The following is a 15,662-nucleotide window of genomic DNA, read 5'->3' on the forward strand; positions in this document are numbered from 1 at the left end:
CGATCTGCGGCGCGGCGGGTGCCTGTGGTGCGGCGGCCGCGACCTTGAAGCGGTGCTCCGCGGCGGGCGACTCCTCGCCGTTGGCGCCGACCGCCTTCACGGTCAGGACGTGCTCGCCCGCGGTGGCCGGCGTGATCTTCGTCTGCGCCTTGCCCGAGCCGGGGACGTCGGTGACCGCACCACCGTCGAGCTGGTAGCGGAAGCCGGTGACCGGGTCCGTTCCGGTGGCGCGGAAGGTGAACGTGCCCTCCTTGCCCGCGGCGCCGTGCTCGACGCCGTCCGCCGGGTAGTCGGCCGAGGCGACCTGCGGCGTGCCGGCCGCGGCCGTGGTGAAGGTGACCGGGGCGGACTCGACCGACGGGTCGGCACCGATGGCGATGACCTCGACGGTGCTCGCGGCCGGCGGCACGAGGCTCAGCTTCGCCTTGCCGTCCACGGCCTTCTGGAAGATCCAGTCGGTGTTCCACCGGTACTTGAACGCGGTGCCGCGCTCAGCGCTGAACACACCGTTGTCGTGCTTGACGATCGGCTCTGGCAGCGCGGCGACGCGGGTGGCGTGCGGCGTGAGCTCCGACTCCTTGCCGGCCGCGTCGACCGCCTTGACCTCCAGCACCTGTGTGCCCTTGGCCGGCGGCGCGACGCTGACCTCGACGGTACCGCTCGGTGCGGGCACCCGCGTGAATTCGGCCTCGCCCTGCCAGCGATGGCGGAACTCCACGGCGCCCGGCGCGGCGAAGACGACCTTGCCCGGTTGTCTCGGAGCTCCGCGGGCCTGCTCACCCGCCGGGTAGTCGGAGGACGTCACGACCGGCGCCGCGGTCGTGCCTGGGGTGAAGGTGGTGACGAGCGGCTGGTCGCTCATCTCCAGCGGGAGAAGGGAATCCTGGTGCGCCACCGCCGTCTTGACGGTGCTGGAGACGTCCTGGTCACCCAGCCGCGCGCGCTCAATTCGCGCACCGGCGAACACCGTGCCGTCGAAGTTCCGATCACCGTGGTGAACGACCTGCGTGAGCTCCCATGCTCCATCGGGCAGCGTGAAGACCACGTCGCCGTTCTCGATCTTCGTGGGCACCGCGCCCGCCTTCGTGGTGGCCTGCTCGGCCACGAACACGGTGCGGTGCTTGGAATCCAGCGCGCGAATCACACCGTCGCGCTCCTGCAGGGCGAGCCCACGGGTGCCGACCGGCATGCGCACCTGCTGCGCGCCCTGGCCGGTCATGACGATCCGGAACCCGTCCGCCAGTGCCTGGATCCGCGTGCCGGCGAAGGTGGCGGTGTCACCTTCCACCTTCGGCGGTTCCTGCGGCGCAGCGCCCCACTCCAGCGACCTGTCGGCGTCCTTGATCGTGACCAGAGGCTCCTGCGGCCCACCAGCGATCCGCAGGTCGACCGCCGCCGCCCTGGGCACGACCGTCGCCGGATCGAGTGCGGTGTCGACCGGCACCCAGCCGTCGTCGCGGCGCACCCGCTGCGGCGTGGCGTGCTGGGTGACGGTCATCGTTCCGTTGGGATCGGCCACGACGAGCCGGGTGGCGCTCGTCAGCAGCGCCACGTCCACCGGCTCGCCACAACTTCTCGCCGCCGCACGGGCCGCGGGCCCGTCCGGTCTGCTGTCCGGACATTCCTCCCGTGTCACCACGGCGATCGCCACGGCCAACGAGACCAGCAACGTTCCCACCACGGGGATCGTTATCGAGCGCCTAGCCCTCACGACTACCTCCAGCGCAACAGGCAGACCTCCCCCAGAGAGGTCCCACCTCACCCAAGCGCCGGGGTCTCTCAGCCCGCTCTCACCGCACTCTCATCTCACGGCGCCGCGCCTTTCAGGCAGTCCAGCACGCCCTGATCCGGCTCCTGGGCCGCGACCTCACCATCGATGAAGGCCTGTCGTTCGGACGCGGGCCTGCCCATGTACCAGTCGGCGACGCAGTCAACGACCTGCGCCGGCGCGTCCTTGGTGCCGGCGTCGGCCCTGATCTTGGTGATGACGTCCTGCCTCGTCGGTCCGGACCCCGCGCAGGCGCCGAGGCACAGCACGAGCAGGACCACTACCCCCAGCTTGCTCATGGCACCCGAGCATAGGAGCAGTGACACCAATTTGGCCTGGTTCATCCGCTTGACCGAAGTCGATACGGACGTCAACTGTGAAGCATCGGATCCAGGTTGACTGACAACCCCGGCCACGTGAACGCCCAGCCCACGACAAGAGGGGACATCGTGCCGGAACTGCTCGGCCAGCACGAGCTGATCACCGTGCCCAGCTATCGGTTGATCACCGTGCGAGACCAGGACAACGACGACGGCACGGGTCTCGACGAAGCGATCACAGAAGCCCAAACGGCCGTCGTGGCCTCAACCGGCTACGAGCTGGTCCACACCTCAGCTCTTCGAACTCGAGTGCCCGAGCGGCCTGCTCGTGCTCAGCTCCCCCACCGGTGACGCACTGGACGCGGATCTGCCGACGGGGCCAGGCATCTACGCGCTCGAGGTCGCTCACCAGGCACGCGAACAGGCTCTTGCCGCTCGCCAGGACGTCCTCGAGCACGAGGACATCACCACCCGCAAGGAAGCCCTCGTCAACGCACAGCCAGGCGGCTTCGAACGGTATCGGATCCGAACGTGGCTTTCCGCCGCGTTGCCCTACGACGAAGACGAGTAGCCCGCGTCTCAGCTACGCCGACAGCGCACAAAGCAGCTCATCGCCGCACCCGTCGTCAGCGCCGCACCGGCAATCACCGTGATCGCCACATGGCCCCAGAAGAACTCGTCGGCGTCATACGGTGCCGACGTCAGAACACCAACGCCTCCAGTGCGATCGCGGACCGCCGCGGACACCGACAGAGCCACGCCCACAGCACCACCACGGCCACCCCCCGCGAACCCCACGATCACCGACTTGATCGGATCACCGGGGTACGCGGCAGGCCACTCCCACCACGCTCCTTCACCAAACCGGTTGGCCGCAGCCATGTGCTCGGCGATGCCCAGCGGACGAAGCCCGTCGTAGATGCTGAACAGGTCCATCCAGCCGACCGCCCACACGACCCCTCCGGCGCCGGCAGGTACAACCCAGTTGGCAACTCTCAGCAAGTCATCAGAGGGCACGAGGTGAGAACTCGCAACAACAAATGGGGCGGCAGCAGCTACCAGCACGACAGACACACACCACAACGCACCAACTTGCCACGCTGAGCTCGACGTCAGCGGACCGTCAACCCTCGTGCCCTCGGATGGTGCGAACACACCCATTCCGAGGCCCCACAACGCTACGACCGACAAGCCGAGAGCCACACCAGGAAGAGCCCGGCCCAGATCCGTTGACACGCCGGCACCGTACACACCTTTGAGCCCAACGGTCCGACGACTCAACTCCGGTTCCGTGACCGTCTGCGCAACAGGAATACAAGTGCGATCAGCAGCCCGAGCACGCCGGCCGCAGAGAACCACCACAACGGCCCGAAGCTCGACACGGTCGCGGATTGCCGCGCAATGGCATCGGGCATGGTCGTGTCGGAATTGCCCGTCAGGACGACGTCGTTGCCGTCGCCGCCGCGGTAGGTGAGCCGGAACGGGCCGACTGGCGCACCCTCGGGCAGTCCGTCGAAGGTGCCGGTGACTTGGGCGGTTCCCTTGTTGTCGATGATCACGCCGGGGCCGTGTGCCTGGTCCGGTTCGAACGTGCCCGCGAGCGTCACCGCGCCGGTGACGTTCATCCGGGTCGCGGCCAGACGTGCGCCGGGCCGCTGGGTGTAGGCGCCGTGCACGGTCAGGCCGGTGGCGTGGACCGTCCCGGCGTTGTCGACGGCGCCTTCCACCGTGCCGGTGGCTCGCAGCGTGCCGGCGGGCTCCACGGTGAGCTGTCGCGCCTGTACGGACCCGGCCAGCGCGAGTGTTCCCTCCCGGACGGTCCAGGGGGCGTTCTGGGTTGTGTGCGTACCGGTCAAGGTGAGCATTTCGGCGCCGGTCTTGGTAACGCGTTCAGCGGCGGTCACGGCGCCGCCGAACGTCGTCGCGGTCGTGGCGTGCACGGTCAGCGCACCGCCGGCCGCCACCGTGCTGCCCTCGACGCCGGACAGGTTGTTGATCGTCTGGTCGCCGGCCTTGCTGAGATCCAGCGTCGTCCCCGCCGCCGGCAGGTCGACCGCGCTGCTCGCGGCGAGGGTGCCGCCGGTGACCGCGAGCGTGCCCGCTTTCACCGTGGTCCTGCCCTCGTAGGTGAGATCGCCGGTCAGGGTGGTGGTGGCCGGGCCTGCCTGGGTCAGCGAACCCTTGCCGCTGATCCGGGCGAGTTCGACGCCACGGGTGGCGTTCTGCACGATCAGCTCGCCGTTGTCGACGATCTTGCCGGTCCGGAGCAGTGAGCTGTCGCCCTGCGGGCTGCCGTCACCCAGACGCAGCGACGCGCCGTCGCCGATCGTCGTGTTGCCGTCGTAGTTCTGCGGCGCGCTGAAGGTGACCGCATTGCCGCGGGTCGCCGCGATGATGACGTCGCCGCGGCCGATGTCCGCCATCGTGTCGTGGTACCTGCCGCCGGAGATGGGCGCGTCAAGGGTGACCGGGCCGTTGTAGTCGAACGTCAGCACGCTGCGGGTGCCGTTCCGCTCCGCGTGCATGTTGATGTAGACGGTGTTCTCGTTGCCCGGCAGGAAGAAGCGGTTGTGCGTGCCGTCGCCCCACGTCACCGTGGCGCCCTCGATGTTGATGCCGCGTTTGTTGTCGCGGTGCGGCACGGTGGCGAAGTTGCGGGACGGGTCGCTCAATGCGGGATCGGTGTCCGAGCCGTTGTCGGACCAGCTGTACACGCCCGACATCCGCACCATGCCGGAGCCCCAGGTGTGGAAGTTGATGTCGTTGCCGTAGAACTGCGAGTAGATGTCGGCGGCGTCGGTGACCACCTCGCGGTCCGGGGCGTTGTGGATGAACGAGCCCTGGTTGACCACCTTGCGCACGCGCGGCATGGCGGTGAGGAAGTGCAGGCTGCCGTAGTCCGCGCCGGTGCCGACGTAGAGCGTGCCCGAGAACGGGTGCGTGCCCGGCAGATCGACGCCGGGCCAGGTGTTCCTGCGTTGCTTGACGAGGCCGGACCCGCTGATGACGCCCAGGTTCACCCGCTTGTGCACGGCCAGGTCCAAAGTGCCGTCGATCTGGTGGTTGAGCGTGTTCAGCGACACCTCGGGCGCCTGGGTGTAATGCCCGATGACGCCGTCTCCGCCCGATCCGCCGCCGTACTGGAGGGTCGCACCGCGTTGCACGATCACGGCGGGCGGGTCGGGGTTCTCGATCGTGGTCACCGGATGGTTGCCACCCACGGTGACGATCTTCTGCCGGCGGCGGTCGCCGGGCAGGGTGAAGTCACTGTTCTTCACCAGTACCAAGGTGCCCGTTCCACCGACGGTGAAGACTCCTTCGCCGGTGATCACGCCCGTGTAGGTGGTCACGCCACCGGTGAGCCGCACGACAGCGTCCCCGCTCAGCGTGACGTTCCGGTTCGCCTGAACGTCGGCGGTGACGTCCCTGCTCCAGGGCTGCGCCACCGCACTCGGCGAGCCGAGTGCCGCGAGGAGGATCGCGGTCACCGTCGCCGAAACCCAGCAACCATCACGCCGTGCGCGCACGAGTTCGACTCCACGATGTTAGCGATCACATTCTTGGGCGCGCCAAGTGTTCGTGGCCGACCCGACTGTGTCAACCGCGTCGACATGCACGTCCGGATACCTGGTCTTCATGACGTGGGCTGGGGCGAGGCGCCGCCGCACATCCCTATGGGAGATGGGTGATGCGCAGGGTTGTGCCTTTGCCTGGAGCTACCAGCACGTCGTAGTGCAGGATGTCGGCCAGCTCGATGGGGGCGAGGTGAAGGTTCTCTCGTACCGCCTGCTGCAGCGCGCGAAAGTCTTCGGGGCTGTGCAGCTCCCAGTGGTACGGGTTCATCCCCCAGTCCCTGGTCCACTCGGCCTGACGGACGAGCTGGTCGAAGACGTCTTTTGGGACTTTGTCGCGGTGGGCTTTGATCGCCAGCGGCATCTTGATCTCCTGGCCGTACTTGTGCCTGTAGTTGAACTGGTCGATGTCGACCAGGGCTCCGCGCTTCGTCTGGCCCTGCAGGTTCAGCGCCGGCAACTTCTGGTCGCGCCCGACTTCCGACACCGCTTCGAAGATCCCGCCTTCGCTGCCGCGCGGTGAATGTGCCTTCACCGAGGAGTAGAACGGCGCGGTCAGCTGGTCCGGTCTGCGCGCGCCGGAGTAGCCGAGCGCCTTGTTCATGCGGCTGGCGTACGAGTCTCTGATCGCCGTGTCGATCGCCTCGACGGCGGTCTTGGTCGGGTTCCGCGACGCGTCGTCGATGAGTTTTCGGATGTCGGGCGGGTAGTGGGCGCGGTTGCGTTGAAAGTAGGGCAGGAAGCGGTCCAGCACCTCGGCCGCCGGTGTTTTGTCGATGCCTTCGCGTGGAATCGGCGGCTTCTTGGGCTCCGGCGGGCGGCGTGGGCCACCTGATCCCCCGCCGCCCGAACCGCCGCCGCTCCTGCCGCCCGAACCCTTGGTCGGGCCCGCCGGCGTCGTGGTGCCTGCAGTTCGGGTCGGTTGACCGACCGGTTTCTTCGGCCCGGCCGTGGCGACCGCGCGGTCGGCGCCGGCCTCGGCTGCGACCGGGACGTGATCGGCTTCCGCCGCCGTCCGCGCTGAGGCCTCTTCGGCCTCCACGACCTCGGCCAGTTCGCCCTCGGCGTGCGCCGCCGCCGGGTTCTTGGGTGCGTCCTGGACCGGCATGGAGTCCTTGAACGGTGGCGGGTCCTTGCGCCGGCGGCGGAGCGGGAACGGCTCCACCGGCTTCGGTTCCGGGGGCAGTGGTTTTGGTTCCGGTGGCAGCGGTTTGGGCTCGGGCAGCGCCGGCGGCTTCGGCTCCGGAACGATCGGCTTGCGCGGCTCGGGGGGTGGGAAGAAGGGTTCGGGAGGAGGGGCCGGTCGGCGCCAGCCGGGGATCCCCGGTTCGGCGGGACGCGGTGTGGGAGCCGGTACTTCCTTCGGCAGGACAGGCGTTTTCGGCTGCCCTGCGGACTTCAGACCGTCGGCCGCCGCTTCCAGACCTTTCGCGGTCTCGGCGACCTTGGTGACATCGCCCGCCTTGGCGACGTCGCCGACCTTGCCGAGTTCACCGGCCTTCCCGAGTTCGCCGGCCTTCCCGAGGTCACCGGCCTTGGCCAGGTCTGCCACCTTGGCCACCTCACCGATCTTTCCCGCGGCCCCGGCGCCACGTCCCAGCGAACCTGCCGCCTTGCCCTCGCCCGCCCCGATGAAGAAGCTGCCGACGTCACCGATCAGCAGACCGGGGATCTCCCCGTAACGCTTCTTCTTCCACGCGTCGATGTAGTTCTCCCCCAAGCCCTTCACCAGGGCCAGCGCCTCCGCCTGCCGCTGTTTCTGCTTGGCCTCCTCTGCGGCCAGGTAGTTCCGGCCCGCCTGCTTGGCCGTGACCTTCGGATCAACGAGGTCGGAGACGAAGCCGACCACGTTGGTCATCGTGTCCCGGCTCGGGGTGGGACTGGTCATCTCGGCGATCTTGTTCAGGCCTTCGGCGGTGCGCACCGGGTGCACGACGATGTTGGCCAGGCCCTCCCCCATGGTGTAGACGGACTTCATCAGGCCGCCCTGGACCTGCCGGGAGTAGGCCGACGCCTTGCCGCCGGTCACCGAGTCGGCGGCCTTGGTGAGCGGGTCGTCGGCGATGCCGAACTTCCCGTCCTCGTAGGCCTCGATCCCGCTGAACACCTCCTTCTTGAGCTCGGCCAGTCCTTCGTCCATGCCCTTCTGGTAGTCCTGCACTGCCTGGACGGGGTGGCCTTGGAGCGTGGCGCGCATCATCGCGCGGCGCGGCTGGGAGGTCACCTTCGCCGCGGCCGTCATCACCTTCGCCGTGGCGTTCAGCGCCGCCCCTGACTGGCTGTCCGGTTTGGCCTTCGCCGCGTACTGCTCCAGTTTCTGCGCGACGACCTCGTTCAACGACGGCGCTTCGTTGACCTTGGAGACGAACTCCTTGACCTTCTCGATCGCCGGCGCCGCGCGGTGGTACGCCTCCCGCGCTTTGCGTTCCAGCCACGACATCTCCCCGGCCTGGCGGGCGACACCGGGGCTGCTCGCCCCCGCGACCTCGACCGGTCCACCGCTCACCGCGTGATCGGCCGCCCGGTGGGCGTCGTGTTCGAGGTGGTGGTCGGCCGCAAGACCCGGAGCGGGCGGGCCTCCGCGCGACTGCTGCACGACGTGCGCCAGCTCGTGCGCGAGGGAACGCTTTCCGCGCTCGTCGCCCGGCGCGTACTCCCCCGCGCTGAACACGATGTGATCGCCCACCGTGTACGCCCTGGCGCCGGCGGCCGAGGCGGACTCGGCCGCCACGGCGTCGGTGTGGACGCGGACGTGGGCGAAGTCGCGGCGAAACCGCTCCTGCATGAGGGCCAGAACCGCCGGATCCAACGGCTCACCCGGCGACCGCAGCGCCCGCTCGTGCAGGACGTGCGGCGCTTGCACGTGCATGGCTTCGGCTTCGGAGAGAAGCGGGTCTCGCTCGGAAGTCATGCTCGCCCCCTCACGTGAGGATCAGCTGGTAGGCGTCACCGGCATCGGGCAGGCGCGTCACGACGACCCGCTCGGCGAAGCCGGCGGCGCGAGCCCGCAACAGATAGTCGCCGGGAGCCAGGCCCTGAAAGAGATACCGTCCGTCTGGTCCGGACTCCGCGACCCCGACCCCGGTGCCGTCGGGTCGCTCGAGCCGAACGGAAGCCCGCGGGATCGCCTGTCCCACCGCGTCCACGACCGTGCCGCCGAAATCGATCAGCACCTCGCCGCCGGGGAACTCGGCGATCAGCGTGGCGGTCAGCGGGGCGACGGCCCTGGTGGTGAACTCGACCGGAATGGTCAGCCGCAGGTAGATCGCGGGCCGCCACGGGTGTGCGCCCGCCATGGTCCCCCAGAACTCCGCGTACTTCGGGAAGCCCTCCCCCGGCATCACGACGGTCGGCAATTGGGCCTCGGCGATGGCGGCAGGAAACCCTGCGGGCAACCCTGCGGCACCGTAAACCCGTTTCGGGACAACGGGTTCGGCATCCGCCAGCACGGCGGCAATGCGGTACAACAGCTCGTGTTCGTCGACCGTCGGCTCGACGGCGGGGGTCACCGAAGCCGCACTCCACGCGGTGATCAGGTAGTGGAGGTCGGCCCGGCGGGGCGGGACACCGGTCTGCAGTTCACCGTCGACCAGCCGCTGGCTCCGGTCGACGCTGCGCAGCCCGCGGTTCTCCCGCAACTCCACGAGATAGACGTTGACTGCGTCCTTCTCCAGCGTGGCGACGTACTGCTTCCAGGTGTCGTCCGGCGGCTGGAACCGCACCTGGGTTTCGGAGTCGATCCCGTCCACCGCGGAGATCAGCAGGTGGCGGAGCATCCGGTCGATGTGGGCGATCATGGCTGGAACTCCGCCTCGGAGAGCTGCTTGCCCATCTTCTGGTACTCCCTGCGCACCGCCTGAAGCACGTGCCGCAGGCAGATCGGGCCGTCTCCGGCGAGATACGCGGCGGCCAGGGCGCAGTTCTTGATGTTGCCGCCGCCCAACGGGTAGCGGCCGGCCAGCAGCTCGACGTCGACGTCGTCGGACAACGGTGCCCGGCTCGGCCAGATCTGCGCCCAGATCCGCCGCCTGCTCGCCTCGTCCGGGAACGGGAAGTGCGCGGCGAAGGCGAGCCGGCGGACGAACGCCTCGTCCAGGTGGTGCCGCAGGTTCGTGCCGAGGATCGCCAGTCCGCGGTACGACTCCATCGCCTGCAGGAGATATCCGATCTCCAGGTTGGCGTACCGGTCGTGAGCGTCGCGCACCTCGCTGCGCTTGCCGATGAGCACGTCGGCCTCGTCGAAGAGCAGCACGGCGTCAGCGGACTCGGCGGCGGCGAAGATCCGCTTGAGGTTCTTCTCCGTCTCACCGATGTACTTGTCGACCACCCTGGCCAGGTCGATCCGGTAGAGGCCCAGTCCCAGCTCGCCTGCCACCACCTCGGCCGCCATGGTCTTGCCGGTGCCGGGCGGTCCGGAGAACAGCGCGGCGCACCCCGTGCCGCGGGACAGCTTCTCGGCGAACCCCCACCGGCCGAGCACCCGTTCGCGCCCGGTGACAGCGGCGCAGATCTCCCGCAGCACGGCGGTCGTGTCGTCCGGGAGCACCAGGTCGGCCCACGCGGCCCGCGGGGTGATCCGCTCGGTGAGATCGGTCAGCTGGCCGGCCGCGCGCACCCGTGCGGCCGCGGCCAGGCGCCCGTCCCCACCGCGGTCGCTGATAAGCGCGTCCACGATCCGCGGGTCGACGACGACATATCGCGCACGGTCCGGCGGCGCGGCGTCACGCGGGTCGGCGACCAGCTCGATGAGCTTGTGCTGCCGCAGCGGCGCATCCGCGGCGAACCGCGCGCGGTGCACGGAACGCTCGTCAGCGCCGGCACACAACAAGGTCAGCACCGCGTCGACCGTCGGCCTGCCGCGCGCCGGATCCTCCTGCAGCAGGGCGAAAGCCCGTTCGTAGCGCGCGTCGAGCTCAGGGGCCAGTGCGACCGCCACCACGTCGACGTCGAACGACGACAGCCCGAACTCCCGCGCCAGCCAAGCAAAACCGGACCCTTCGACGGTCGTGTCCACCAGTGCCGCGCCTGCCCAGCCGTCACCGTCGACCACCGCGACCAACCGCCGGTCGAGCCGGTCGAGCACGGCGCCGAGCGGACCAGCGCGCTCCAGCAGAACATCGGCCGTCATCTCAAGCGTCACCACCCGTCGGTTGCGCCACGGCGGCGAAGACATTGCGCTCGGCAGGCTCGCCATACACCTCCGGATGCAGGTAGTTGCCGCGTTCGCGATCCTGCTTGTCGGTCTCCACGCGCAGCGGGTTGGCCCGCGCGTAGGCGTCCTGCCGAACGCCGGTGACCTGCCAGCACACCTTCATCCCGGCCGGCCCGCCCGCGATCGCGAAAGATCCGCCCGAGATCTCCTCGGCCACGTGCAGGTTCGGCGCCGCCGCCCCGACCGCGGTCAACTGGTAGCGGAACTCGTTGTTCAGCGCCTCGAACCAGGACGGCAACGAAACCACCGCCGCACCAGCGCCATCCAGCACGACCACACCGTCGTAGACGTTCTTCATCTCGTCGCTCTCAACGGCGGAATGGCTCAAATACCTGTTCGCCGGATCCACCGGATGATCGATCTTGAAGTTCAGCGACGTCTTGGTCAGCCTGCCCCGCACCTCGACGTCGCCGTGGAAGACCGCCGCACGGGTTCCCCCGGAGGCGACCAGACCGGTCCCGTCCCGGCTGGTGGCGCGGACGCCCTCGCCGATGTCGGTCTGGGCGCAAACGCCGATGGGCGTGGGGAAGACGAAGGTGTCGTCGTTGCGGACGAAGACGTCCGGGGAGATGGCCCCGAAGTTGGGCTGCTGCCCGCCCACCGCGATCCGCGAGGTGAAGGAGGCCAGGAACCCGCCGATGTTCACCCGGCCCAGGGTCGTCGTGTCCTGGATGTTGACGTTGCCGTGCAAGGCGGCGGATCGGATGACCCAGTCGCCTGACTGTCCACTGTGGATGTGGCTGACGGCAGGACCGGCCGCGGGCGTCTGGATCTCGACGGTGCTGCTCGGCGTTCCCGGTGCGCGGACCCGCAGCTGGCCCGCCAGGTTCACGGTGTCACCCGACGGGGCCAGACCGGTGGTGTCGGTGAACTGAATCCCTTGGGGCAGATGGACTTTCCGGGACACCGTGAGATCGCCGTCGCCGCGGACGCCGATCGTGGCGGTGGTGTGGGTGTCGACACTCGTGGTTCCGGCGGCCGTGGTCACGTTCTGGGCCTGGAACTCGACCCGGTCGACGGCGATGCCGGTGGCTCGGCGGCGTTGCGCCCCCAGCGACGTCACGTTGCCCACGCCGTCGACCTGGATCTGGGCGAGCACCACCTCGGCACCGACGTCCTGGAACCCGTCGCCGGCCGGAACCGGAGCAGCGGTGTCTCCATCATCAGGAACGTCTGGCTCGCCTGGAACTCGGCCTTGTCGAACGTCTCGGCCCAGGCGATCGTCACCACCAGCGTCCCGCTCACCCCGGCGGTGGACACCAGCACGCCGTTCTCCCCGACCGGCGTCAGGACCTGTTCCTCCAGTTTCGCCGTCCCGCCTGCCGCCAGCGAGATGTGGCGCCCCGCGGCGTCGACCGCGACACCGACGCCGATCCGCACACCCGCGGCGGCCACGGAGACGCCGAGCCCGATGCCGATGCCCCAGCGGTGCAACGCCGAGGCGTGGGTCCCGGCCAACGGTTGCGCATAGCGCTCGACGTCGACCCGGCTCTCCCGCAGGGACGTCATCCCCTGCCGCGGCTGCCCGGTGACGTCCAGGTAGCTCGTCCGAACCAGCTTCTCCGCCACGGGACTCAGCCCTCGCCCGGCAGGTCGGCCCGCGTCTGCGTCGAGACCTCGAAGGGGATTGCCCGCTCGCCGGGTTCGCCGTGCGCGTCGGGGTGCAGGTAGTTGCCGCGCTCGTAGCCCTCCTTCTCGGTCTCCACCTGCAGCGGGTTGGCTCGCGCGTAGGCGTCGTGCCGAACACCGGTCAGCAGCCAGCACACCTTCGCCCTGGCCGGGCCGCCCGCGACGCTGAACCGCCCGCCGGAGACCTCTTCTGCCACGTGCAGGTTCGGCGCCGCCGCTCCGACCGCGGTGAGCTGGTAGCGGAACTCGGTGTTCAACGCCTCGAACCACGAAGGCAGCTCCACCACCGCCGCGCCGGCATCGTCGAGCACGACCACCCCGTCGTAGACGTTCTTCATCTCGTCGCTCTCGACGGCGGAATGGCTCAAATACCGGTTCGCCGGATCCACCGGATGATCGATCTTGAAGTTCAGCAACGACTTGGTGAGCCTGCCCCGCACCTCGACGTCGCCGTTGAACACACCGGCCGGCATGCCCTGCGCGAACACCGCCGGGCCGCCGCCGAGGTGGAACGCGGCGACAGCCGCCTTTCCCGCCCCCTTGGCCACCCCCTTCACCCCGTCACCGGTGGTGAGCCCATCTCCCCAGACGCCGGCGGAGCCGACGTTGGCCGGAGCGTGCGTCTCGCCGTAGACACCGATCCACTTCCGCCCGACGCCCGAGAAGCCGGTGGCCCCGTCCGCACCTGCCCCGGTCCCGTTCGGCGACGTGCCGAAGACCCCGAACCAGGTCTCGCTCTCCCCCATGACACCGGCGGCCCGGCTCTTGCCCCACACACCCGGACCGGCTTGGTTGCCTGAGTTGTCGTTGACGCCGAGCACGCCGGGGTGGAACGCGGCATGACTGAGTCCGAAGACCCCGCGGAGCGCCGCCGACTCGGCCTGCACCGCGCCGACGCCCGCGCTGTCGCGGACCATCAGCCCGTTGGGGACGTTGAGCGGTCCGGACACCGCCAGCACACCGGACTGCGCCGAGAGCCCGACCGCATCGCTGAGCTGTATCCCTTGCGGCACGTGGAACTTCGTGGACGCCGTGAGCGCACCATCCGGCCGGACCGACACCGCGGCGGTCACCCGGTGATCGACACTGGTGACGCCTGCGGTGGTGGTGACGCTCGGCGCCCGGAACTCGACCCGCTCGACCGCGATGGCCGCGGTCCGGCGCCGCTGCGCGCTCAACGCGGTGACCTTGCCCGTCCCGTCCACCTGGAGGTGGGCCAGCACCACCTCGGCCCCGGAGTCGGCGACCGCGTCGGCCCGCTGGATCCGCAGCAGCGGTGTCTCCATCATCAGGAAGGTCTGGTTCGCCTGGAACCCGGCCTTGTCGAACGTCTCGGCCCAGGCGATCGTCACGACCAGGGGCCCGCTCAGCCCGGCCGTGGGCAGCACGACGCCAATGTCCACAACGGACACCAGCGTCTGGTCCTCCAGCTTGGCCGACCCACCGGCCGCCAGCGAGATGTGACGGCCATCGGCGTCGACCGCCACCCCGGTCGCCACCCGCACGGACGCCTGCCCCACCATCGCCGACACCCCGAGGCCGGTGCAGATCGCCCCACTGGTGCAGGGCAGCGGCATGGGCGCCGACCAGCGGCCGCACGTACCGCTCGACGTCGACCCGGCTCTCCCGCAACGCCGTGATCCCCTGCCGCGGCTGCCCGGTGACGTCCACGTAGCTCGTCCGAACCAGCTTCTCCGCCATGACCTACTCCTTTCCAGCTGGGACTGCGGACGGGTCGAAGAACACGGAGCGCTCCGCGGGCTCGCCGTGCGCCTCGGGATGCAGATAGGTCCCCTGCTCCTGGTGGGACTTCTCCTCTTCGACCACCAGCGGGTGGGCCACGGCGTAGGCGTCGCGCCGTACGCCGGTGAGCTGCCAGCTGACCTCCTGGCCGGGCCGGCCGCCCGCGATCCGGAACCGTCCACCGGAGGCCTTCGCGGCGACGTGCAGATTCGGCGCGGGGCCACCGATCGGCGTCAGCTGGTAGCGGATGCGGTCGTTCAGCGCCTCGAACCACTCCGGTAGCTCGACCTCCGCCGCGCCCGAGTCGTCGAGCACGACCACCCCGTCGTAGACGTTCTTCATCTCGTCGCTCTCGACGACGGAATGGTTGAGGTACTTGGAATCCGGCGCGTTCGGATGATCGATCTTGAACTGGACCAGGCTCTTCTTCAGCGTCCCGACGACCTCGACATCACCCCGGAACAACGCGGCCTTGCCGGGAGGGCCCGGCACCGGCGGCCACCCCGGTGACGGACGACGCCAGGTCACGCGGCCTTCCACGACCAGTTTCGGATAGCTCGTCTGGTATCTGCTCAGGAGCTCGACGCCGATGCACACCCCGCCACCGTCGCCCTGCATCGCGATCCAGCCCTCGCTGCTCGAGTTGACGAACCAGTGCCCGTGGTCGCTGCCACCGAGGTAGCTCGGCGCACTGGTCGGTCCACCCGTGAAACTGACACCGCGTTGGAACTCCACGCTGACGGGGACCTTCAGCACGTCGTTGCCGTCGACCCACAACGACGCCGCCTCGACGTGGCGGACCGAGAAATCTCCCGCGACCGGACCTTCCGCCACGGCTCGCCGGAAGTCCAGCCGACCGACCCCGATGCTCACGGCCCGGCGCAGACCCACCTTCAGCTCCGTCACCTTGCCGTCCGCCACCACGACCTGGGCCAGCACGATTTCGGCTCCGAGGTCGCCGAAGCCGATCAGGGGGCGCAGTGCCACCAACGGCGTCTCCATCATCTGGAAGACCTGGTTGGCCTGGTACGCGGCCTTGTCGAAGGTTTCGGCCCAGCTGACGGTCAGCAGCAAACTGCCGGTGCGCCCGTCGGTGGGCACGACGACACCCGCCGGCGTCACCGACGCCAGCGTATGGTCCTCCAGCTTCACCGAGCCGCCCGCCGCCACCACGAGGTGCCTGCCCTGAGCGTCCACGGCCACACCGGTCGCCACGGTCACCTCGGTCGCGCCAGCCGTCGCCGTCACGTCCAAGCCAGAGCCGATGCCCCAGCCGTGCAACGAGGAAGCGTGCGCCGCCAGCAACGGCTGCACGTACCGCTCGACGTCCAGCCGGCTCTCCCGCAACGCGGTCGAGCTCTGCCGCGGCTGCCCGGACACGTCCACGTAGCTGGTGCGCGTGAGTTTCTCCGCCATGG

The 15,662-nt window shown here is 69.4% G+C and carries 12 protein-coding genes and 1 pseudogene; 2 read left to right on the plus strand and 11 right to left on the minus strand.

The window, feature by feature from the left end:
- Both FXN61_RS12315 and FXN61_RS12320 read right to left on the minus strand, forming a co-directional pair.
- Window positions 1-1,678, minus strand: a pseudogene (locus tag FXN61_RS12315) (hypothetical protein); the annotation flags it as partial.
- 128 nt (window positions 1,679-1,806) lie between these two features.
- Window positions 1,807-2,067, minus strand: a complete 261-nt coding sequence (locus tag FXN61_RS12320; protein ID WP_167973368.1) for a hypothetical protein — start codon at window positions 2,065-2,067, stop codon at window positions 1,807-1,809.
- 96 nt (window positions 2,068-2,163) lie between these two features.
- Between FXN61_RS12320 and FXN61_RS12325 the strand changes: the two genes are divergently transcribed.
- Both FXN61_RS12325 and FXN61_RS12330 read left to right on the plus strand, forming a co-directional pair.
- Window positions 2,164-2,439, plus strand: a complete 276-nt coding sequence (locus tag FXN61_RS12325) for a hypothetical protein (protein ID WP_167973370.1) — start codon at window positions 2,164-2,166, stop codon at window positions 2,437-2,439.
- Window positions 2,417-2,659, plus strand: coding sequence for a hypothetical protein (locus FXN61_RS12330; RefSeq protein ID WP_167973372.1), 243 nt, complete (start codon window positions 2,417-2,419; stop codon window positions 2,657-2,659). Before FXN61_RS12325 ends, FXN61_RS12330 begins: the two co-directional genes overlap by 23 nt.
- Window positions 2,660-2,667: 8 nt before the next feature.
- Here the strand turns inward: FXN61_RS12330 and FXN61_RS12335 are convergent, their stop codons facing one another.
- The 9 genes from FXN61_RS12335 to FXN61_RS12375 all read right to left on the minus strand — a co-directional run bounded on the left by FXN61_RS12335 (window position 2,668) and on the right by FXN61_RS12375 (window position 15,660).
- Window positions 2,668-3,162, minus strand: coding sequence for a hypothetical protein (locus FXN61_RS12335; protein WP_167973374.1), 495 nt, complete (start codon window positions 3,160-3,162; stop codon window positions 2,668-2,670).
- Window positions 3,163-3,365: 203 nt separating this feature from the next.
- Window positions 3,366-5,576, minus strand: coding sequence for an autotransporter-associated beta strand repeat-containing protein (locus FXN61_RS12340; RefSeq protein ID WP_312877684.1), 2,211 nt, complete (start codon window positions 5,574-5,576; stop codon window positions 3,366-3,368).
- 184 nt (window positions 5,577-5,760) lie between these two features.
- Window positions 5,761-8,571: an eCIS core domain-containing protein gene (locus FXN61_RS54235; RefSeq protein WP_167973376.1), complete on the minus strand. Its 2,811-nt coding sequence runs from the start codon at window positions 8,569-8,571 to the stop codon at window positions 5,761-5,763.
- 10 nt (window positions 8,572-8,581) lie between these two features.
- Window positions 8,582-9,457 (minus strand): Pvc16 family protein, encoded by an 876-nt coding sequence (locus tag FXN61_RS12350; RefSeq protein WP_167973378.1) that lies wholly within the window; start codon window positions 9,455-9,457, stop codon window positions 8,582-8,584.
- Window positions 9,454-10,788, minus strand: a complete 1,335-nt coding sequence (locus tag FXN61_RS12355) for an ATP-binding protein (protein ID WP_223165406.1) — start codon at window positions 10,786-10,788, stop codon at window positions 9,454-9,456. Before FXN61_RS12355 ends, FXN61_RS12350 begins: the two co-directional genes overlap by 4 nt.
- Before the next feature lies 1 nt (window position 10,789).
- Entirely contained in the window at window positions 10,790-11,971 is a 1,182-nt protein-coding gene (locus FXN61_RS12360; protein WP_167973382.1) for a hypothetical protein, read from the minus strand.
- Complete coding sequence (locus tag FXN61_RS12365) at window positions 11,932-12,441, minus strand: hypothetical protein (RefSeq protein WP_167973384.1); 510 nt, start codon at window positions 12,439-12,441, stop codon at window positions 11,932-11,934. Before FXN61_RS12365 ends, FXN61_RS12360 begins: the two co-directional genes overlap by 40 nt.
- Window positions 12,442-12,446: 5 nt before the next feature.
- Window positions 12,447-14,078 carry a hypothetical protein gene (locus FXN61_RS12370; protein WP_167973386.1) on the minus strand — a complete coding sequence of 544 codons (1,632 nt, stop codon included), beginning with the start codon at window positions 14,076-14,078 and terminating at the stop codon, window positions 12,447-12,449.
- A 127-nt stretch (window positions 14,079-14,205) separates the two neighbouring features.
- Complete coding sequence (locus FXN61_RS12375) at window positions 14,206-15,660, minus strand: hypothetical protein (RefSeq protein ID WP_167973388.1); 1,455 nt, start codon at window positions 15,658-15,660, stop codon at window positions 14,206-14,208.
- Between the last annotated feature and the right edge of the window lie 2 nt (window positions 15,661-15,662).

This window comes from Lentzea indica (assembly GCF_012184385.1).
GTDB classification, from domain to species: domain Bacteria; phylum Actinomycetota; class Actinomycetes; order Mycobacteriales; family Pseudonocardiaceae; genus Lentzea; species Lentzea indica.